Source organism: Streptomyces sp. NPDC032745, assembly GCF_055579465.1.
On record NZ_JBVING010000002.1, the window covers coordinates 175,720 to 194,843 of the forward strand.

Below are 19,124 nucleotides of genomic sequence, written 5' to 3' on the forward strand. Positions count from 1 at the left end.
CATGAACGCGAAAACCCTTGACGGTCCTCATGGCGGGCAGTTCACTCACGCTTCGATCCCCCCGGATCCACGAAGTCAGGAGAGCCCCCCATGCCCCGCCTCTCGGACCATCCACCGCGACTGACGGTCGCGGCTCTCGCCGCCGCGCTGATCGCCGCCCTCCTCGTACTGCTGCCGGGTGGCACCGCCCAGGCCGCGCCCGTCCTCCTCTCCCAGGGCAGACCCGCCACCGCCTCCAGCCAGGAGAACGGCGGCACCCCCGCCTCCGCCGCCGTCGACGGCGACAACGCCACCCGCTGGTCGAGCCAGTTCGCCGACCCGCAGTGGATACAGGTCGACCTCGGTGGCCCCGCACAGGTCAGCCAGGTGGTGCTGCGCTGGGAGACCGCGTACGCGACGGCGTACCGGATCGAGCTGTCCGACGACGGCACGCACTGGAGCACCGCATATTCCACGACCACCGCCACCGGTGGGGTCCGGACCCACGACATCACCGGCACCGCCCGCTACGTCCGCGTATACGGCACCCAGCGCGCCACCCAGTGGGGCTACTCCCTCTACGAGTTCCAGGTCTTCGGCACCACCGACGCAGGCCCCGCCCTCCCCGGCGGCGGCGACCTCGGGCCCAACGTGATCGTCTTCGACCCGTCCACCCCCGGCATCCAGGCCAGGCTCGACGAGGTCTTCCGGCAGCAGGAGTCGGCCCAGTTCGGCACCGGCCGCTACCAGTTCCTGTTCAAACCGGGCACGTACAACGGCCTCAACGCCCAGATCGGCTTCTACACCTCCATCTCGGGGCTGGGCCTCAGCCCCGACGACACCACCATCAACGGTGACGTGACCGTCGACGCCGGCTGGTTCGGCGGCAACGCCACCCAGAACTTCTGGCGTTCGGCCGAGAACCTCGCGCTCAACCCGGTGAACGGCACCGACCGCTGGGCCGTCTCCCAGGCCGCGCCCTTCCGCCGCATGCACGTCAAGGGCGGCCTGAACCTCGCCCCCGACGGCTTCGGCTGGGCCTCCGGCGGCTACATCGCCGACTCGAAGATCGACGGGCAGGTCGGCAACTACTCGCAGCAGCAGTGGTACACGCGGGACAGCTCGATCGGCGGCTGGGGCAACGGCGTCTGGAACCAGGTCTTCTCCGGGGTCCAGGGCGCGCCGGCCCAGTCCTTCCCGAACCCGCCGTACACCACGCTCGACACCACGCCGGTCTCCCGGGAGAAGCCCTTCCTCTACCTCGACGGGACCGAGTACAAGGTCTTCGTCCCGGCGAAGCGGGTGAACGCCCGCGGCACCTCCTGGGGCAACGGCGCACCACAGGGCACCTCGATCCCGCTGAGCCGGTTCTACGTGGTCAAGCCGGGCACGACCGCCGCGACGATGAACCAGGCGCTGGCCCAGGGCCTGCACCTGCTCTTCACGCCCGGCGTCTACCACGTCGACCAGACCATCCGGGTGAACCGCGCGGACACGGTCGTCCTGGGCCTCGGCCTGGCGACGATCGTGCCGGACAACGGGGTGACGGCGATGAAGGTCGCCGACGTCGACGGGGTGAGGCTCGCCGGGTTCCTGATCGACGCCGGTCCGGTCAAGTCGCCGAGCCTGCTGGAGGTCGGCCCGGCCGGGACGACCACGGACCACGGCGCCGACCCGACGACCGTGCAGGACGTGTTCGTCCGGGTCGGTGGCGCCGGCGCCGGCAAGACGGACGTCGGCATGGTGATCAACAACCACGACACGATCGTCGACCACACCTGGATCTGGCGTGCCGACCACGGCGACGGGGTGGGCTGGGAGACCAACCGCGCCGACTACGGGTTCCGGGTGAACGGTGACGACGTCCTGGCCACCGGGCTGTTCGTCGAGCACTTCAACAAGTACGACGTGGAGTGGAACGGCGAGCGCGGCCGCACGGTGTTCTTCCAGAACGAGAAGGCGTACGACGCCCCGAACCAGGCGGCGGTCCAGAACGGCACGACCAAGGGCTACGCGGCCTACAAGGTGGCCGACTCGGTGACCACGCACGAGGGCTGGGGGCTGGGCAGCTACTGCTTCTACAACGTGGACCCGACGATCCGTCAGGACCACGGCTTCCAGGCGCCGGTGAAGCCGGGCGTGCGGTTCCACGACCTGCTCGTCGTCTCGCTCGGCGGCAAGGGCCAGTACGAGCACGTCATCAACACCACGGGCGCACCCACCTCGGGTACGTCGACGACCCCGTCCACGGTCGTCTCCTTCCCCTGATCCACCACCGGCCTCCGAAAGCGCGGGGCGGCCGCCCGGCCGCCCCGCGCTTCCCGATCACGGGCCTACATCGCCCAATCAGTGTGCGCAGCAACGGAGTTCTGTCAGAATTCGCTTCCGGCAGAGCGTGCGCGCGCGAGGGGCGGAAGCACTTGTCAGCAGAACTTCCCGGAACCAGCTTGTCAGAAGTGATTCTGTGGGTGGCGGCGGCCCTGCTCCTGACCGGCCTGGTCATCGTGGCGATCAAGACGGTCCAGGTGATCCCGCAGGCCAGCGCCGCCATCGTCGAACGCTTCGGCCGCTACACGCGCACCCTCAACGCGGGCCCCAACATCGTCGTCCCGTTCATCGACAAGATCCGCAACCGCATCGACCTGCGCGAGCAGGTCGTGCCGTACCCGCCGCAGCCGGTCATCACCCAGGACAACCTGGTCGTCAACATCGACACGGTCATCTACTACCAGGTGACCGACGCCCGCGCCGCGACGTACGAGGTCGCCAGCTACATCCAGGCCGTCGAGCAGCTCACCGTCACCACCCTGCGCAACATCATCGGCGGCATGGACCTCGAGCGGACCCTGACCTCCCGCGAGGAGATCAACGCGGCCCTGCGCGGAGTCCTCGACGAGGCCACCGGCAAGTGGGGCATCCGCGTCAACCGCGTCGAGCTCAAGGCGATCGAGCCGCCGGCCTCCATCCAGGACTCGATGGAGAAGCAGATGCGCGCCGACCGGGACAAGCGCGCCGCGATCCTCCAGGCCGAAGGCGTCCGGCAGTCCGAGATCCTGCGCGCCGAGGGTGAGAAGCAGTCCTCCATCCTGCGCGCCCAGGGTGAGGCCAAGGCCGCGGCCCTGCTCGCCGAGGGTGAGGTGGCCGTCGCGGAGGTACTCCGGCGCGGCGCGCGGGCGGTGCCCGCCGGGGTTTCCGTACGGCCCGTGCGGCACGATCCGCTGCTGCCGGACGACCCCCGCAGAGTCGGCCGCTACCGGCTCACCGCCCGGCTGGGCGAGGGCGGGATGGGAACGGTCTACCTGGGGCTGTCGCCGGGTGAACGGCGGGTGGCGGTTAAGGTCGTACGGGCGGACCTGGCGGCGGATCCGGGTTTCCGCAAACGGTTCGCGCGGGAGATCGACTCCGTGCGCCGGGTGGGCGGCTTCCACACGGCGCAGGTGGTGGACGCATCGGCCGAGGAACAACAGCCCTGGCTGGTGACGGAGTACATTCCGGGCCCGTCCCTGGCCGCCGTCCTGCGGGAGCACGGGGCCCTGCCCGCCCGGACCCTGCGCACCCTGGCGCTGGGGGTGGCCGAGGCGCTGGAGGGGATCCACGCCTGCGGGATCGTCCACCGCGATCTGAAACCCGGCAACATCATCATCGCGGAGACGGGTGCGCGGGTGATCGACTTCGGCATCGCGCGAGCGGTGGACGCCACCGCCCTGACCCGGGCGGACCACCTGGTCGGCACCCGGGGCTTCCTCGCCCCGGAGCAGCTGACGGGAGCCCCGCTCACCCCGGCCGTCGACGCGTACGCGTTCGGGATGGTGCTGGGCCACGCGTGCGGGGCCGCGCCGTTCCAGCAGGGAGCGGAACTGGAGCCCGCCCTGCGGCTGCTGCCCGCGGACCTGTCGGCGATCGTGACGGCCTGCCTCTCCCCCGACCCGGCCGCCCGGCCGACCCCGGCGCAGATCCTGGCGCGCCTCGGCGGCGGGGACGAGAAACCGGCCGGGGACTGGCTGCCCCCGGCCGTACGGACGATGGTGGACCTGCACAACATGCCGACCGCCGCGGCGGACCGAGAGGGTCTCAGACCTCCAGAATGATCTTTCCGGCGGCGCGTCCGGTCTGGCTGAACTCGAAGGCCGCTGCCAGCTGCGACAGCGGGAAGGTCTTGGCGACGGTGACCGAGAGCTGCCCGCTTTCGGCGAGTCGGCCCAGTTCGGCCAGGCCCTCGGCGTCGGGCCGCACCCACATCCACTGGCCGCCCGCACCGAGCACGGTGTGGTCGGCGATGGAGGCGTGCCGGCCGCCGTTCGCCAGGACCGCCTGGGTGACGTCGAGGACGCCGCCGACGAAGTCCGCGGCGACGGTGATCCCGTCCGGGGCGAGCGCCCGCACCCGGTCGACCAGGCCGTCCCCGTACTCCACCGGCTCGCAGCCGAGGTCGCGCAGCCGGTCGTGGTTGCGCGGCGAGGCGGTGCCGATGACCCGGGCGCCGAGCGCGCGGGCGATCTGCACACCGAAGGAGCCGACGCCGCCCGCGGCCCCGTGGATGAGGACGGTGTCGCCCTTGCCGGTGGCGAGCCGGGTGAGCAGCTGGTAGGCCGTGAGCCCGGCCAGCGGCAGGCCGGCCGCCTCGTGCCAGCTGAGCGAGGCGGGCTTGGCCGCCGCGGCGCGGACGGGCACGCTGACGTACTCGGCGAAGGTCCCTCCGTGCACGTAGTCCTTGCGGGCGTACGCCATGACCTCGTCGCCGACCGAGAACTCGGGTGTGTCGATGCCGACCCGCTCGACCGTGCCGGCGACGTCCCAGCCGGGGACGACGGGGTACATGACGTCCATCAGGGCGTCGAGCCCACCCGCCATGATCTTCCAGTCGATGGGGTTGACCGAGGCGCACTTGACCCGGACGAGGAGCTCGCCGGGGGCGAGCTTGGGCATCGGCAGCCGGGTCTCGGTGAGCACCTCCGTCCCGCCGTACGTCTCGTACGCCATCGCCCGCATGGTGTCCTCGGACATCTACCCGACCTCTCCGTGAGCTGATGGAAGCACTCGTTCCCCATCCCATCACGAAAGGCCGGGCCCGCCCCGAGAAGCCGGGCGGGCCCGGCGCGGCGCGGGGGCCCGCGGTCTCACAGCGCCCGGTGCGCGGCGATCACCTCGGCGTAGCGGCGGCCGCTGGTCTTGATCGTGCGGCGCTGGGTGGCGTAGTCGACGCGGACGAGGCCGAAGCGTTTGTCGTAGCCGTAGGCCCACTCGAAGTTGTCCAGCAGGGACCAGGCGTAGTACCCCGCCACCGGCGCGCCGCGGCGGGCGGCGCGGGCGCAGGCCGCCAGATGCCCGGTCAGGTACGCGGCCCGCTCGGGGTCGTGGACGCTGCCGTCGGCGGCGACGGTGTCGTGGTACGAGGAGCCGTTCTCGGTGACGTGGATGCGCCGGGCCCCGTACTCCTCGGTCAGCCTCACGAGCAGGGTCTCGAGGCCGTTCGCGTCGACCTCCCAGTCCATGCCGGTGCGCGGGCGGCCGGGCCGGTCGATCTGGCGGGCGTACGGGGCGGGGCCGGCCGGGTCGGCGGTCACGGTCTGCGGGAAGTAGTAGTTGAGGCCGCTCCAGTCGAGCGGGGCGGCGATGGCGGCCGCGTCGCCGGGGCGTTCGGGGAGGTCGACGGCGTAGACCTCGCGCATGTCGGCGGGGAAGCCGCGGCCGTGGACGGGGTCGAGCCACCAGCGGTTTACGTGGCCGTCCATACGGAGGGCTGCCGCCCGGTCGGCATCGCCGTCGGTGGCGGGATCGACGGTGGAGAGGTTGTTGACGATGCCGATCTGCGCGCCGGGGGTGGCCGCGCGGACGGCCTGGGTGGCGAGGCCGTGGCCGAGCAGCAGGTGGTAGGAGGCGCGGACGGCGGCGGTCAGGTCCCTCCAGCCGGGGGCCATCCGGCCCTCAAGGTGGCCGATCCACGCCGAGCACAGGGGTTCGTTGAGCGTGGCCCACTGGGTGACGCGGTCGCCGAGGCGGGCGGCGACGAGGCCCGCGTACGCGGCGAAGTGTTCGGCGGTCGCCCGCTCGGGCCAGCCCCCGCGGTCCTGGAGGGCCTGGGGCAGGTCCCAGTGGTAGAGGGTGACGGAGGGGGTGATCCCGGCCGCGAGCAGCCCGTCGACGAGCCGGTCGTAGAACGCGAGGCCCTTGGGGTTCGCGGGGCCGTCGCCGTCGGGGACCACGCGCGGCCATGCGACGGACATCCGGTAGGCGTTGGTGCCGAGCTCCCGCATCAGGGCGATGTCCTCGCGCCAGCGGTGGTAGTGGTCGCAGGCGGTGTCGCCGGTGTGGCCGCCGTCGACGGCGCCGGGGGTGTGGGAGAAGGTGTCCCAGATGGAGGGGGCGCGGCCGTCCTCGTGCACCGCACCCTCGATCTGGTAGGCGGAGGTCGCGGTGCCCCAGGCGAAGTCGCGGGGCAGGGCGGCGAGGTCGATGGACACCGAGTCGCGGGCGGTGCCGGAACGGGTTTCGGAAAGGGTCACGTGACGGCTCCTGCCGAAAGGGTCATTTGACGGCTCCCGCCGTGAGGCCGGCCACCAAGTACCGCTGCAGCAGCAGGAATCCGGCGACGACGGGGATGCTGACGACGAGCGAGGCGGCCATGATCTGGTTCCAGTAGACGTCGTTCTGCGTGGAGTAGCCCTGCAGGCCGACGGCGAGGGTGCGGGTGGTGTCGTTCGTCATGACGGAGGCGAAGAGCACCTCGCCCCAGGCGGTCATGAAGGCGTACACGGCGACGGCGACGATGCCGGGGACGGCGGCCGGGACCACGACCCGCAGCAGCGCACCGAGGGGGCCGCAGCCGTCGACGGTGGCGGCCTCGTCGAGGTCGCGGGGCACCGAGTCGAAGTAGCCGATGAGCATCCAGATGGAGAAGGGGAGGGAGAAGGTCAGGTACGTCAGGATCAGCGCGCCGCGGGAGCCGTACAGGGCGATCCCCGTGGCGTTGCCGATGTTCACGAAGATCAGGAACAGCGGGAGGAGGAAGAGGATCCCGGGGAACATCTGGGTGGAGAGCACGGTGACGGTGAACAGGCGTTTGCCGCGGAAGCGGTGGCGGCTGACCGCGTAGGCCGCGAAGACGGCGATGACGACGGAGGCGACGGTGGCCGCGCCCGCCACGATCAGGGAGTTCACGAAGTACCGGGCGAGCGGGACGGTGTGCCAGATGTCGATGTAGGGGCGGACGGTGAGCCCGCTGGGGATCCAGCGGAATCGGCCTGCGACGTCCTGGAGCGGTTTGAGCGAGGTGGTGACCATCACGTAGACGGGCAGCAGGACGAAGCCGGTGAGCAGGGTGAGGAAGACGGCGCGGACCACCCGGAAGGAGGCGGGCGGGGCCAGCGGCGACGATCGGCGGCGGTCAGGCACGCTCGTTCCTCCGTCCGCGTGTCGTGGCGAGCAGGTAGCCGGCGGTGACGAGCAGCAGGAAGAGCAGCAGCAGGACGGACATCGCCGATCCGGTGCCGAAGTTCCAGGTGACGAAGCTGGATTGGTAGATGTGGAGGGAGATCAGGTCGGCTGCCCCGGGGGCGGATCTGCCGAACAGTACGAACGGTGTGTTGAAGTCGTTGAAGGTCCACAGGAACAGCACCAGGATCAGCACCTGGTTGACCGCGCCGACGGAGGGCAGGGTGATCCGGCGGATCTGCTGCCAGACGCCGGCGCCGTCCAGCGCGGCGGCCTCGTACAGCTCCGCGGGGATGTTCTGCAGGGCGGCCATCACGATGAGGAAGGCGAAGGGCCAGCCCTTCCAGACGGAGACGGTCAGCAGGGCCCAGAAGCTGTTGTCGCCCAGCAGCCAGAAGGTGTGCTCGGCGCCGCCCAGGCCGAGCTGGTCGTGGAGGACGTGGTTCACCAGGCCGTTGTCCCGCTGGAACATGAACGCCCAGGTGATGACCGCCGCGTACACGGGCAGGGCGTACGGGACCAGGAACAGGGCGCGCAGGATGCCGCGGCCGCGGAAGTTCTCCTGCATGAACACCGCCGTCGCGGTGCCCAGCAGCCAGCACAGGCCGACGGAGAGCAGGGTGAACAGGCAGGTGGTGAAGAAGGAGCGCAGGAGGGCCTCGCCGACGGGCCGGTTGACGTCGACGGCGAGTTCGTAGTTGGCCAGTCCCGTCCAGGGGGCGCGGGACCAGTCGCGGATGAAGAACTGGGTCAGCTGCCGGAAGCTCATCAGGATGCCCATCACCATGGGGAGGAGGTGGATGAGCAGTTCGAGGAGCAGGGCGGGCAGGAGCAGGAGGTAGGGCAGGGCGCTGCGGCGCAGTCGGGCGGTCTTGGGGCTCATACGGCCCTTGGGGCTCTTGGGGCTCATCGGGCCGGACTCAGCTCGCCATCTGCTGCTGGGCCTTGGTGAGTTTGGCCTTGACCGACTCGGTGGTGACCGGGCGGCCCGCTGCCGCGTCGGCGAAGAGCTCCTTGACGGCGGTGCCGACGGCGGTCTCGAACTGCGACTCCTGCGGGACCTGCGGCAGCGGGGCGGCGCTGGTGCCCAGGGTGGTGCGGAGCACGGTCAGGTCGTCAGCGGCGAAGGCGGGGTCGTTCTGGGCGGCCTTGACCGGCGGGATGGAGCCGTAGGCCTTGTTGAGGATCCTCTGCTCCTCGTCGCCGGTCATGAACTTCACGAACTTGAGGGAGCCGTCGATGTTGTCGGTGTTCTTGAAGACGGCCAGGTTGATGCCGGCGACCATGGAGTTGGTGTTGCGACCGGCGCCGGGCACGCCGCCGGCGGGAACCGGGACCGGGGCCACGCCCCAGTCGCCCTCCTTCATGCCGTGGCTCTTGAAGGAGGAGGCGGCGCTCTGCCACAGGACCATGGCGGTCTTGCCGTTGGCGAAGTCCTGGAGGGACTGGTTCTGGGCGTACTCGGCGTTGCCCGGCGCGATGATCTCGTCCTTGGCCATCAGGTCGACGTACTGCTTGACGGCGTCGACGGCGCCCGGGGAATCGAAGGTGGGTTTGCCGGCCGCGTCGAAGAAGTCCGCACCGTGCTGTCTGGCGAGGACGAAGACCTGGTGGATGTTGTTGGCCAGGTTGCCCCCTTCGGCGCCGAGCGCCCACTTGCCGTCCTTGGACAGGCTCCGGCCGATCGTGACCATCTCGTCCCAGGTGGCCGGGGGCTTCGCTATGCCCGCCTCCTGGAACATCTTCTTGTTGTAGTAGAGCGCGTACGACATCGAGTAGAGCGGGACGGCGGCCGGGTCCTGGCCGGCGGCGCCCGCCGAGCCGATGGCCGACTCCACGAAGCGGTCCTTGCCCCCGATGGCGTCGAAGTTCCTGCCGTCCCACGGGAGCAGGGCCCCGGTGGCCTGGAGGGAGGCGGACCAGGTGTTGCCGATGTTGAGGACGTCGGGGCCCTGGCCGGAGGCGGTGGCGGCGAGGATCCGGTTGAGCAGGTCGGACCAGGGCACGACTTCGAGCTTGACCTTGATGCCGGTCTGCTCCTCGAACTTCTTCAGCTCCGGGCCGAGGGTCGCCTGGTCCGCCGCGAGGTCGGGGCCCTGATTGGAGGCCCAGTACGTGAGCTCACCGGGGGCGGTGTTGGAGCCGCCGCGGTTGTCCGCGGTGCCGCCGCCGCAGGCGGTGGCCGTGGCGGCGAGCAGGCAGGCGGTGACGGCGGCAGCGGCGGCTCGGGTTCTGCGCATGGCGGATCGGCCCCTTTCGGCAGGGTCGGGGGAAGGCCGGCGGGTGTCTCGGCTCGGGCGCCTCCAGGACGCCCAACGCATCAAGGCCTTAATTCAGGACGTGAGTTAAGCCTCGTGAAAGGGTCGCGTCAAGAGGTCCTGCACGGGTATGTTGCGAGCGACGACAGGGCGAACGGCAGGACGGAAGGAGCCAGATGACCACAGGGCGTGGCGGCCGTACGGTGCGGGACCTGCGGCGCGGCAACCGCAGCGCCGTGCTCCAGCGGCTGTACTTCGGCGGGCCGATGAGCCGTCAGGAACTCGGACCCGCCACCGGGCTGAGCTCCGGTTCCGTCAGCAACGTGGTCGGCGAACTCGTCGCGGACGGGCTCCTGGAGGAGGCCGGCGTCGTCGACTCGGACGGCGGCCGGCCGCGCACCCTGCTGCGCGTGGCGCCCGGCAGCGCCCACATGATCGGGGTCGACGTCGGCGAAACCCGGGTCCGCGTCGAGCTGTTCGACCTCGCCCTCACCGAACTGGCCCGCACCGAGCTGCCGTTGCAGCCGCGCGGCTGCTACGACGTCGGCCCGATCGTGGACCACGTCCGGACCGGGATAGCCGCCGTCCTCGCCGAGGCCGGGGTCGGGACCGAGCGGCTGCTGGGCGTGGGCGTCGGCGTCCCCGGCATAGTGGACCGCGAGGCGCCGGGCGGAGCGGTGGTGCACGGGCAGACCATCGGCTGGGACGCGGTGCCGCTGGAGGCGCTGCTGCGCGCCACCGGGGCCCTGCCGGACGAGGTCCCGTACATCATCGACAACGGCGCACGTACGCTCGGCCAGGCCGAGATGTGGTTCGGGGCGGGGCGCGGGGCCCGGGAGGCCGTCGTCGTCCTGTTCGGCTCGGGCGTCGGCGCCAGCCTGATCACGGACGGCTCGCCCGACGGGGGTACGACGGAGGGCACCCCGCTGGAGTGGGGGCACCTCACGGTGTCGGTACGGGGACGGCGCTGCCGGTGCGGGGCACTGGGCTGCCTCGAGGCGTACACGGGTGCCGAGTCCCTGCTGGCGCGCTGGGCGGAGCGGGGCGGGGGCACCGGAGACGCCGTTGACGAGGAAGAGGCTCTGTCGGCCCTGCTGGCGGCGGCGGTCGCGGCGGATCCGGTGGCCCTGGAGGTCCTGGAGGAGACCGCGGAGTACCTGGGCGCGGGCCTGTCGGACGTCATCAACCTGTTCCGGCCGGAACGCATCCTGATCGGCGGCTGGGCGGGCCTGCTGCTGGGCCCGCACATCCTGCCCGCCGTACGGGAGCACGCGACCCGGTACTCCCTGCGGCATCCCGCCGACCGGGTCACCATCGGCCTGGGCTCCCTGGGCCCGGACGCGGTCACGGTCGGGGCGGCGACGCTCCCGCTGTCGGCGTTCTTCGCCACGGGCGGCCGCCGCACGCCCCCGCAGCCGCAGACCGAACCGCCGGGCTGGCGCACGGCCCTCGAGGTCCGCGGCGAATCCGCGGCCCGCCGGGGCTGAGCCTCAGACGGCGCCGGCGCCCGCACCGCCCGCACCCGGGTCCGTGTGCTCGGCGAGGGTGTCCAGGAAGGCCGTGGTGAGCGGGTCGGGGTGCGGGCGCGTGTAGGCGGCCAGCATCCGGCGCACCGGCGGTTCGGGACGCAGTACCCGGCCCGCGAAGCCGGACGGCAGGACGCTCTCGGGGACCAGGGCCGGGCCCAGCCCGGTGGCGGCCAACAGCGGTGCTGCGGCAGTCTGTTCGGTCCGTACGGCGGCGCGCGGCCGGAAGCCGGCCGCCGCACAGGCCTGGTCCACCACCTCGGCCAGGCCGTTGCCGGGGGCGTAGTGCACCCAGGAGCGGTCCGCCAGGTCCGCGAGGTGCACCCGCTCCGGCGCCGGGTCGTCGGCGGGGGCGGCCACCACGAACTCCTCCTCCCCCAACTCCCGTACGGGACCGTCCCATACGCGCGGTGCCGGGCCGACGGCGAGGTCGGCGCTGCCCGCGGCCATGGCGGCGAGCAGCGCGTCGGTGTGCGGGAACTCCCTCAGCCGGATGCGCACCTGCGGATGCCGCTCGTGCCAGGTGCGCAGCACCGGGAGGAGGATCCCGAGGGTGATCGAGTAGACCGCGGCGACCTGGATCTCGCCACCCTCCAGGCCGACGGCGCGACGGGCGGCGGTGCGGGCCCGTTCGGCGTCGGCGAGCGCCGCGCGGGCGTGCGGGAGCATCGCGCGGCCCATCGGGGTCAGCCGGACCGCCCGCGGGAGCCGCTCCAGCAACGGGCCGCCCGCATCCCGCTCCAGCGCGCGGACCTGGTGCGACAGGGCGGGCTGGGAGACGTGCAGCAGCTCGGCGGCGCGGGTGAAGGAGCCGGTGTCGACGACGGTGACCAGATACTCGAGCTGCCGCAGGGTAGTCATGAGCAAATGTTATGGCAGCAGTAGAAAGCAAGTCTTGGACGTATGGGCTCCGGCCGAAGGAGAGTCGAGTCGTACCCGGCGGCCGTCCTCGGCACGCTCCGGAACTCACACGACACAGGACCTCCGATGCCCACATCAGCTCTCTTCCAGGACTCCCTCGACGGCAAGCGGCTCGTCGTCGTCGGCGCCGGCTCGCACATCGGGCGCACGCTGGCCCGTACGGCATCGGCGGCCGGCGCCGAACTGATCCTCGCCGGGCCCGACGCGGACCGGCTGGCAGCGACCGCGAACGCCCTGCCCGCACCCGCCCGCATCCAGCCGACCGACCTCACCGACGAGGACTCGGTCGCCGCCCTCGCCGAAGCGGTGGGCCCGGTCGACCACATCATCTCGACAGCCGCCGTCCCGGCCAACGGGCCCGTCTCCGGCCTCGTCCTCGCCGACGTCCAGCGGGCGTTCGCCGCCAAGGTGTTCGGCCCGCTGCTGCTCGCCAAGCACCTGGCCGGGCGGATGAACGAGGGCGGCTCCCTCACGTTCTTCTCCGGCGTCGCGGCCTGGCGGCCCGCCCCGGAGCGGGTGGTCATGGCCACCACCAACGGCGCCCTGTCCTTCCTGGTGGAGGCGCTCGCCGTCGAGCTGGCGCCCCTGCGGGTCAACGCAGTCTCCCCCGGCATCATCGACTCCGGGGCCTGGGACCGACTCGGCGCGGACAAGGAGGCGTTCCTGAGCGGCGTCGCCGGCCGCAACCCCGCCCGCAGGACGGGCACCCCCGACGACGTGGTGCGCTCGGTGCTGTACGCGATCGGCAATCCGTTCGTCACCGGGACGGTGCTGCACGTGGACGGAGGTGCGCGCCTTGTCTGACACCCCTGGTGCGCCGGGCGGCGAGCCGACCGGCTCCGGCTTCGAGGGCCGGCCGTCCGCGCTGCGTGCGGAGTTCGAGGCGGGCGCCGTCAACGGGCGCCCTCCGGCGTGAACAGCGGACATGTCAGACCGGAAAGGCGGCCTGGAAGGCCAGCCGCAGATCGGCACCGTCGGCTATCCGGCCGAGCAGCTCGTCCAGTTCGAGGAACACAGCCCACGGCTCGGCGCCCGCGGCCTCCGCGATCCGGCCGACCAGGAGGTCCTCCAGTCCGGGCACGCGCTTGCCCTTCCACACCTTGTCGGCGGTGCTCACCAGCAGCTCCTCGACGCTGATGCCGGGCGCCGCCCAGCCGGCATGGGTGGCGGCGAAGCGGGCCTGCTCCTCGGTGAAGCCGTGCGCGAGGAGCAGTTCCCGCCCGGCCGCCTCGTGCGCGGAGCCGGGTCCGCTGAGCTCGGCGGTGTGGACGGCCTTGCCCACGTCGTGCGTGGCCGCGCCGAAGAGCACGGCCTCACGCGCGAAGGGCAGGCCGGGGCAGTACGCGGCCAGCCAGTCGGCGAGCTGGCCCGCCACCTCGTGGACGAGCCGCAGGTGCGCCGCCAGCCGGGGCGGCGCAGCCAGCTCACGCAGCAACGCGGCCACGCCGGGCGGCAACGCGCGCAGCGGAGGTTCCGCCTGGGTCTCGAGGGCCCGGGACAGCGCATCGGAATCGGCCATCGGGTCAGCGTAACCGGGGCCCCGCAGCGTGCGCCCGGGTCACTCGTACTCCGTGCCTCCCTTGCGGGTGAGGTAGGCCGGGCTGACCGCCTTCGCGATCGCGCGGCCGCCGACCACCGGGCTGTAGCGTTCCGCCGCCGGACGGATCACGACGCCCTCGCGCAGGTGCACGGCCCGGCCGGACACCGTCTCCCGGCCGCTGGCCAGTTCCAGGACCGCGTCCAGCTCGTACGGGCCCTCGAACAGCCGGGGTACGAGCGGCAGCTCGCCGTCCGGGAGCAGCTCGTGCGGGTCCAGCCAGCGCACCTGCCCGTCGATCTCCGCCGACACGTCGAAGACGGCGTACCCCGGCCCCGCGGCGGCCGTACGCGCGTCGGTTCCGTACCCGAGGTCCTGGACGCCCGCGCCGTACACCTCGCCGAAGACGCCGATCCGGGTCGCGCCCAGCCGGGCGGCCAGCTTCGCCGCGACCTCCGGGACGCCGTGGCCGCGTACGGCCCGCCAGTAGAGGTTGCGGTCCTCCTCCTTGAGCGCCAGCCCCTTGGACCCGAAGCCCTTGGAGGAGACCAGCACGCGCTCGCCGTCCGCGACGTACGTCAGCAGGCAGGCGGTACCGTGCAGTTTCTCGGTGAGGACCACCGGCTCGCCGGGCTCGAAGATGTGCGGGTAGCGCTGGAGGTTCTCGATGTCCACCCACGGCAGCAGGTCGGGCGCGGCCTCCACCTCGCCGTTCATGGTCGTCGGCACGGGCGGCGCCCATTTGGTGATCCCGAGGAGCTCGGCGAAGTCCGTACCCTCCTCGGCCGCCTGCGCCAGGTCCACGTCGGACAGCGCACGCGGCCGGCACACCAGCCCTTGCGACAACTCACCGCGCAGCCGGACCGCCTTGACCCGGTCCGCGGAACCGCCGGCGAGGCGGCCGGTCAAGCCGAGCTCCTCGATCAGCTCGGCGGGCAGCACGGCCTGTTCGGGTATGTAGACGGCGAACTCACCGCTGCGGTAGGCACCCTTGGCGACGACGGCTCGGTAGAGGCCGACTTGGGCCAGCTCCAGCGCGTCGGCGTTCGGATGCTCGTGGACGGTCAGCTCTTCGGCTGTGACTCGCAGGGTCGACATGTGCGCAACTCCTCGGATGTGACGGCGTCGTGTGCCGTGGCGTCGTGTGCGACGGCGTCCACTCTGCGGCCCGGCATTTTTGCTGGTCCAGCCGATATCACGGTGTTAGCCTGACCCGCCCGCCGCCCCGGCGGCCCGTCCCGCCGGCGCATGGCTGCTGTCCCCGGACGCCTCGTACACGACGGGCGCCGTCCTAAGCGTCTCCGGCGGCCGCTGAGCCTGGTCTCCGGGCTCGACCGGGGCCGGGGTGCCGGAAGGCCGGCGCTGCCCGCGCCCCCGGCGAGGGGCGCCGGGCGGTGACCTCCGTCGACGGCGGCGCCGTCGTCACGGGTCTGCGGCGACAACGCGGCCCACGCCCTGACCGCCACGGGCACCGAGGACGGCCGGTGCGCCGGCCCCGGTGGGTCAGCCTCCGAAGGCGGCCCGGGTGGCCGGGCCGTAGACGCCCGGTTGGTCGCCCTTGATGTCGCGGTCGCGCTGGAGCTGGGCGACCCCGCGCTTGGTCTGGCCGTCGTAGACGCCGGTGACGTCGACGTACGTGAACCCCTGGGCGTAGAGCCGCTCCTGCAGGGCGCTCACCTCGGGCCCGCGGTCGCCCATCCGCAGCGTCCCGGAAGGCCCCGTGGGCTGCCCGGCCGAGGCGCTCGGCGGGGGCGTCGGCTTCGGCGTCCGGCTCGCGGACGGGCCGGCCGACGCCGATGCGGAGGCCGAGGGCGCTGAGGCCCGTACGGACCCTCCGGGCGAGGGGTCGTCACCTGCGCCGGGGCTGCCCGCCGGGAGCATCGGTACGGACAGGTCCGGCGGCGCCACGGCCCGCTCGGGCCGCGGCTCGGGGCCGCTCAGCAGGAACACCAGTCCGCCGGCCGCGCCGAGGGCGAGCAGGGCGAGGACCGCCAGCGGGAGCGGGCTGCCGCGGTCCCGCCGGCCGGCGCGGGCATCGGCGGCGCCAGTGGCCTCGGCGGCCCGCCCGGGCTCGTCCTCACGCCGGGCCTCGGGCGCGCGGAAGGAGACGGGGAGGGGTCCGGTGTGCGGCCAGGCGGGCGTCGTCGCCCGGTACGACCGCTCGGAGGGAACGACGTACGGGCGTAGGAGCCGGCGGTCCTCGGGGACGCTTCCGCTCTCATCGGGATGGTGGGACACGGTTGTCTCCCGGCAGGGGTGGGGACCGGCGCGGCGGTGCGGTGTCGGCCCCCACCCGGCCGGTCAGGCCCTGCGCCGCCGCGCGACCAGGACCATGCCCGCAGGGGGTGTCTTGAGGTCAAGCGAAGAGCGGACCGATACGAACATATGAGATATCTCCGAAGTGCAGCTCATGCGGTGGTTCTTGAGTGCTTGATCGGCGCACTCTTTCCCCCCGGGACGGCCCGGGTCAAGCCGGGTGTCCGAACTGCCCCATCCGTCCGGTCCAGGTCGTCTCTTTCGGATCTTGCCGGTCAAGCCGGCACCGGACGACGCGGGTCAGGCAAGATCCGGAAGAGACGGCCTAGCCCTCGGCCGCGGTAGCCCTCGGCATCCGGACCGTGACGGTGAGGCTGACCGTGACCGCGGCCACGAGCATCAGCGCGGCCCCGGTGAGCGGGGCCGCCGGGGCGCCGATCCCGTCGACCGCGAACCCGCCCGCCAGGGCGCCCGCCGCGATGGCCAGGTTGAACATGGCCACCATCAGCGAGGTGGCGGCCTCGGCCGCGCCCGGCGCCGCCTTGATCATCCAGCTCTGCAGGCTCACGGAGACACCCCCGTACGCGAGCCCCCAGGCGATCAGCAGCGCGGTCCCGGCGGCCGCACCCGGCAGGGTGGCGATCAGCCCGAGGACCACGGTCAGCGCGGTGCTGATCACCAGGACCGCACGGTAGGCATCGCGCGTCCCGGCCAGGAAGTTGCCCGCGACGCCGGCCACCCCGTAGCCCAGGAGCAGGGTGCTCACGTACGCGGCGTCGATGCCGGAGACGTCCTGCAGGACGGGCCGTACGAAGGTGTAGGCGGCGAACTGCCCGGTCACCACCAGGAAGGTGACGATCACCCCGGCCCGGACCCCGCGGTTCCCGCGCAGCAGGGCGGGCAGTTCACGGAAGGTGACGTCCCGGGTCGGCGGCAGCGGGGGCAGCAGCAGGAGCAGCGCGGCCAGCGCGAGGAGGCCGAGGAAGCCGACCGCGCCGAAGGCGGCCCGCCAGCCGCCCAGTTCGCCGAGCAGCGTACCGGCGGGGACGCCGAGCACGGAGGCGGTGGGGACGCCGCCGAAGACGAGCGCGGTGGCCCGGCCGGCGTGGCGCTCCGGGACGAGCCGTACGGCGAGCCCGCCCGCCAGCGCCCAGAAGCCGCCGACGCCGACCCCGACGAGCAGGCGCGCGGCCAGCAGCACGGCGAAGCCCGGGGCGACGGCGGCGGCGAGGTTGGCGGCCGCCATCAGGGCGATCAGTACGCACAGCACGAGCCGCCGGTCGAGCCGGCCGGCGCCGACGGTGACGAGCGGGGCGCAGAGTCCGGCGACGAGCCCCGGCACGGTCACCATCAGCCCGGCGGTGCCGTCGGACACCCCGAGGGCGTCCCCGATGGGGGTGAGTAGGCCGACGGGCAGCAGCTCGGAGGTGATCAGGCAGAAGATGGCGAGCGCGACGGCGAGGACGGCCGCCCAGCCCTTCCAGGGCGCGGGGTGGACGGTGGGCGGGAGGGGGTCGGGAGTCGGTGCGGGCTTGCCGGGCGCGTCGGCTGCGGTCATGGATCGGTACTCCGTACGGTCCGTCGGGATGTGGGGGCAGGGCAGCGCGGCGCACCGGGGGTCGCGCCTCCCCGGCACTCGCACTGTCGTTCCCGTCCTCCGGCAGACTACGGAATTTCCCGGTCCGGGCAATCGTTTCGGCAGCCGGGCCGGGGCAGGGAGCGACGCCGGACGCCCCTGGTGAAGCCGGGGCCGGCTGCGCGACCGACTCCGGGGCCGTGCTTCCGGGCCTCGTCACCCGGACGCGTGAGCGCGGGAACCGGCCGGCCGTGCCGTACGGCATGGTGGTCGGATGCAGTTACGCCGGGCCCTGCCCCTGTCCCTCGTCGCGCTGCTCGCGAGCGCCGGCTGCGTCTCCGTCGGCCCGGACGCGGATCCGGCCCCGGCGCCGGGCACCTCGGCGCCGCTGGACGCGCGGGATCCGGCCGATGCATCGCCCCCGAAGGGTGGTCCCGAGCCGGCCCCGCCCGTCCCCGAGTCCCGGCCCCTGCCGCTGGGACAGCTCCCGCCGCCGGACGAGGAGCCGGCCCCGCAGCGTCCGCAGGCCGGGGCCGCCCGGCCGCCCGCCGCGCGCAGCGCGAAGCCGCCGGCCGCGCCGCGCCGGGCGCACCCGCCCGCGCCGCCGCGCGGCCCGCGGCAGGCGGCGCCGCTGCCCCGGCCGGACGAGCTGTGCGCGGCCGCCGAGGGCACCGTACCGCCGTCCATCGTGGACCTGTGCATCCGGCAGTATGGCCGCTGACCAGCAGATATCGCTCAGGACTTGACCCTCCCCCCGTGTCAGGGCCTGCACTGGAAGGCGTCATGTTCACCATCGGAGACTTCGCCAAACACGGCCGGGTATCGGTCCGCATGCTGCGCCACTACGACGCCATCGGACTACTGCGCCCCGCGCGTGTCGACCCCGCCAGCGGCTACCGCTACTACGAGGCCGGACAGCTCGCCCGTCTCAACCGTGTCATCGCGCTCAAGGAGCTCGGCTTCAGCCTGGACCAGGTGGGGTCGATCCTCGACGAGCGGGTGGGCGCGGAGGAGTTGCGCGGCATGCTGCGGCTGCGCCGGGCGGAACTGGAGTCGGCCATGGCCGCAGCGGCGGCCCGGCTGACCCAGGTCGAGGCGAGGCTCCGGACCATCGAGAGCGAGGGATCCATGTCCACCGTCGACATCGTCGTGAAGAGCCTCCCGCCCGTCCGGCTCGTCGAACTGACCGGGGTCGCGGCAAGCTACCAGCCGCAGGACATCGGGCCGGTCATCGGCCCGCTGTACGACGAGCTCTGCCGCCGGATCGAGGCCGCCGGGGTGGTCCCGACCGGCCCGGGGACCGCGTACTACGAGGACGCGCCGGGGGCCGAGGCCGGAGCCGTCCTCGTCCACGCCGGGCTGCCGGTGGGGGCCTCGGTCCGCGCCGGGGATCTCGGGGGCGCGGTCCGGGTGGTCGAGCTGCCGGGGGTCGAGCGGGCCGCGACCGTGGTGCACCGCGGCTCGATGGACCGGGTCCTGCCCACCGCCCAGGCGCTCGCGCGGTGGATCGACGCGAACGGCCACCGCTCGGCGGGGTACGCGCGTGAGCTGACCCTCGCCTGCCCGGAGGACCGGGACCAGTGGGTCACGGAACTCCAGGAGCCGCTCGCGCCCGCCGTGTAGGCCGTGTCGTCAACGTA

General features: G+C 72.8%; 15 protein-coding genes and 2 pseudogenes. 7 read left to right on the plus strand and 10 right to left on the minus strand.

Annotated features, from left to right (window positions below; translation table 11 throughout):
• Nucleotides 1-90 precede the first annotated feature (90 nt).
• The 3 genes and pseudogenes from ACZ5WG_RS05170 to ACZ5WG_RS05180 form a co-directional block, all read left to right on the plus strand.
• Entirely contained in the window at nucleotides 91-2,247 is a 2,157-nt protein-coding gene (locus ACZ5WG_RS05170) for a discoidin domain-containing protein (protein ID WP_468720765.1), read from the plus strand.
• Nucleotides 2,248-2,435: 188 nt separating this feature from the next.
• Nucleotides 2,436-3,167: pseudogene (locus ACZ5WG_RS05175) on the plus strand (SPFH domain-containing protein); the annotation flags it as partial.
• A gap of 123 nt (nucleotides 3,168-3,290) precedes the next feature.
• Nucleotides 3,291-4,067 (plus strand): annotated as a pseudogene (locus ACZ5WG_RS05180) (serine/threonine-protein kinase); the annotation flags it as partial.
• Here the strand turns inward: ACZ5WG_RS05180 and ACZ5WG_RS05185 are convergent.
• The 5 genes from ACZ5WG_RS05185 to ACZ5WG_RS05205 form a co-directional block, all read right to left on the minus strand.
• Nucleotides 4,051-4,968, minus strand: coding sequence for an NADP-dependent oxidoreductase (locus ACZ5WG_RS05185; protein WP_468721440.1), 918 nt, complete (start codon nucleotides 4,966-4,968; stop codon nucleotides 4,051-4,053). The pseudogene ACZ5WG_RS05180 and the gene ACZ5WG_RS05185 sit on opposite strands and share 17 nt — an antisense overlap.
• Before the next feature lie 128 nt (nucleotides 4,969-5,096).
• Nucleotides 5,097-6,440 (minus strand): GH1 family beta-glucosidase, encoded by a 1,344-nt coding sequence (locus ACZ5WG_RS05190; RefSeq protein WP_468721441.1) that lies wholly within the window; start codon nucleotides 6,438-6,440, stop codon nucleotides 5,097-5,099.
• A gap of 64 nt (nucleotides 6,441-6,504) precedes the next feature.
• Entirely contained in the window at nucleotides 6,505-7,371 is an 867-nt protein-coding gene (locus tag ACZ5WG_RS05195; protein WP_468720766.1) for a carbohydrate ABC transporter permease, read from the minus strand.
• On the minus strand, nucleotides 7,364-8,320 hold the full coding sequence (locus ACZ5WG_RS05200; RefSeq protein ID WP_468720767.1) for a carbohydrate ABC transporter permease: 957 nt from the start codon (nucleotides 8,318-8,320) through the stop codon (nucleotides 7,364-7,366). Before ACZ5WG_RS05200 ends, ACZ5WG_RS05195 begins: the two co-directional genes overlap by 8 nt.
• 10 nt (nucleotides 8,321-8,330) lie before the next feature.
• On the minus strand, nucleotides 8,331-9,650 hold the full coding sequence (locus ACZ5WG_RS05205; protein WP_468720768.1) for an ABC transporter substrate-binding protein: 1,320 nt from the start codon (nucleotides 9,648-9,650) through the stop codon (nucleotides 8,331-8,333).
• Nucleotides 9,651-9,844: 194 nt separating this feature from the next.
• Here ACZ5WG_RS05205 and ACZ5WG_RS05210 point away from each other — a divergent pair, with 194 nt between their 5' ends.
• Nucleotides 9,845-11,155, plus strand: coding sequence for an ROK family transcriptional regulator (locus ACZ5WG_RS05210; RefSeq protein WP_468720769.1), 1,311 nt, complete (start codon nucleotides 9,845-9,847; stop codon nucleotides 11,153-11,155).
• Between the two features lie 3 nt (nucleotides 11,156-11,158).
• Here ACZ5WG_RS05210 and ACZ5WG_RS05215 read toward each other — a convergent pair whose 3' ends face one another.
• Complete coding sequence (locus tag ACZ5WG_RS05215; RefSeq protein WP_468720770.1) at nucleotides 11,159-12,055, minus strand: LysR family transcriptional regulator; 897 nt, start codon at nucleotides 12,053-12,055, stop codon at nucleotides 11,159-11,161.
• 126 nt (nucleotides 12,056-12,181) lie between these two features.
• Here ACZ5WG_RS05215 and ACZ5WG_RS05220 point away from each other — a divergent pair, with 126 nt between their 5' ends.
• Complete coding sequence (locus ACZ5WG_RS05220) at nucleotides 12,182-12,919, plus strand: SDR family oxidoreductase (protein ID WP_468720772.1); 738 nt, start codon at nucleotides 12,182-12,184, stop codon at nucleotides 12,917-12,919.
• 124 nt (nucleotides 12,920-13,043) lie between these two features.
• Here the strand turns inward: ACZ5WG_RS05220 and ACZ5WG_RS05225 are convergent, their stop codons facing one another.
• The 4 genes from ACZ5WG_RS05225 to ACZ5WG_RS05240 form a co-directional block, all read right to left on the minus strand.
• Complete coding sequence (locus ACZ5WG_RS05225; RefSeq protein WP_468720773.1) at nucleotides 13,044-13,634, minus strand: HD domain-containing protein; 591 nt, start codon at nucleotides 13,632-13,634, stop codon at nucleotides 13,044-13,046.
• A 39-nt stretch (nucleotides 13,635-13,673) separates the two neighbouring features.
• The gene (locus tag ACZ5WG_RS05230; protein WP_468720774.1) at nucleotides 13,674-14,750 is read right to left on the minus strand and encodes an RNA ligase (ATP); all 1,077 of its coding nucleotides are present in this window, start codon (nucleotides 14,748-14,750) and stop codon (nucleotides 13,674-13,676) included.
• Nucleotides 14,751-15,155: 405 nt separating this feature from the next.
• Nucleotides 15,156-15,890, minus strand: coding sequence for a peptidoglycan-binding domain-containing protein (locus tag ACZ5WG_RS05235; protein ID WP_468720776.1), 735 nt, complete (start codon nucleotides 15,888-15,890; stop codon nucleotides 15,156-15,158).
• A 343-nt stretch (nucleotides 15,891-16,233) separates the two neighbouring features.
• Nucleotides 16,234-17,466, minus strand: a complete 1,233-nt coding sequence (locus tag ACZ5WG_RS05240) for an MFS transporter (RefSeq protein WP_468720778.1) — start codon at nucleotides 17,464-17,466, stop codon at nucleotides 16,234-16,236.
• 292 nt (nucleotides 17,467-17,758) lie between these two features.
• Here ACZ5WG_RS05240 and ACZ5WG_RS05245 point away from each other — a divergent pair, with 292 nt between their 5' ends.
• Together ACZ5WG_RS05245 and ACZ5WG_RS05250 are read left to right on the plus strand one after the other, a co-directional pair.
• The gene (locus tag ACZ5WG_RS05245) at nucleotides 17,759-18,205 is read left to right on the plus strand and encodes a hypothetical protein (protein WP_468720779.1); all 447 of its coding nucleotides are present in this window, start codon (nucleotides 17,759-17,761) and stop codon (nucleotides 18,203-18,205) included.
• A 62-nt stretch (nucleotides 18,206-18,267) separates the two neighbouring features.
• On the plus strand, nucleotides 18,268-19,107 hold the full coding sequence (locus tag ACZ5WG_RS05250) for a MerR family transcriptional regulator (RefSeq protein ID WP_468720781.1): 840 nt from the start codon (nucleotides 18,268-18,270) through the stop codon (nucleotides 19,105-19,107).
• Nucleotides 19,108-19,124: the final 17 nt, after the last annotated feature.

Bases quoted from the DNA above. Each gene is read 5' to 3' on its own strand.
- ACZ5WG_RS05170 (WP_468720765.1), top strand. From the start codon at position 91: ATGCCCCGCCTCTCGGACCATCCACCGCGACTGACGGTCGCGGCTCTC.
- ACZ5WG_RS05185 (WP_468721440.1), bottom strand. From the start codon at position 4,968: ATGCGGGCGATGGCGTACGAGACGTACGGCGGGACGGAGGTGCTCACC.
- ACZ5WG_RS05200 (WP_468720767.1), bottom strand. From the start codon at position 8,320: ATGAGCCCCAAGAGCCCCAAGGGCCGTATGAGCCCCAAGACCGCCCGA.
- ACZ5WG_RS05205 (WP_468720768.1), bottom strand. From the start codon at position 9,650: ATGCGCAGAACCCGAGCCGCCGCTGCCGCCGTCACCGCCTGCCTGCTC.
- ACZ5WG_RS05210 (WP_468720769.1), top strand. From the start codon at position 9,845: ATGACCACAGGGCGTGGCGGCCGTACGGTGCGGGACCTGCGGCGCGGC.
- ACZ5WG_RS05215 (WP_468720770.1), bottom strand. From the start codon at position 12,055: ATGACTACCCTGCGGCAGCTCGAGTATCTGGTCACCGTCGTCGACACC.
- ACZ5WG_RS05220 (WP_468720772.1), top strand. From the start codon at position 12,182: ATGCCCACATCAGCTCTCTTCCAGGACTCCCTCGACGGCAAGCGGCTC.
- ACZ5WG_RS05225 (WP_468720773.1), bottom strand. From the start codon at position 13,634: ATGGCCGATTCCGATGCGCTGTCCCGGGCCCTCGAGACCCAGGCGGAA.
- ACZ5WG_RS05230 (WP_468720774.1), bottom strand. From the start codon at position 14,750: ATGTCGACCCTGCGAGTCACAGCCGAAGAGCTGACCGTCCACGAGCAT.
- ACZ5WG_RS05240 (WP_468720778.1), bottom strand. From the start codon at position 17,466: ATGACCGCAGCCGACGCGCCCGGCAAGCCCGCACCGACTCCCGACCCC.
- ACZ5WG_RS05245 (WP_468720779.1), top strand. From the start codon at position 17,759: ATGCAGTTACGCCGGGCCCTGCCCCTGTCCCTCGTCGCGCTGCTCGCG.
- ACZ5WG_RS05250 (WP_468720781.1), top strand. From the start codon at position 18,268: ATGTTCACCATCGGAGACTTCGCCAAACACGGCCGGGTATCGGTCCGC.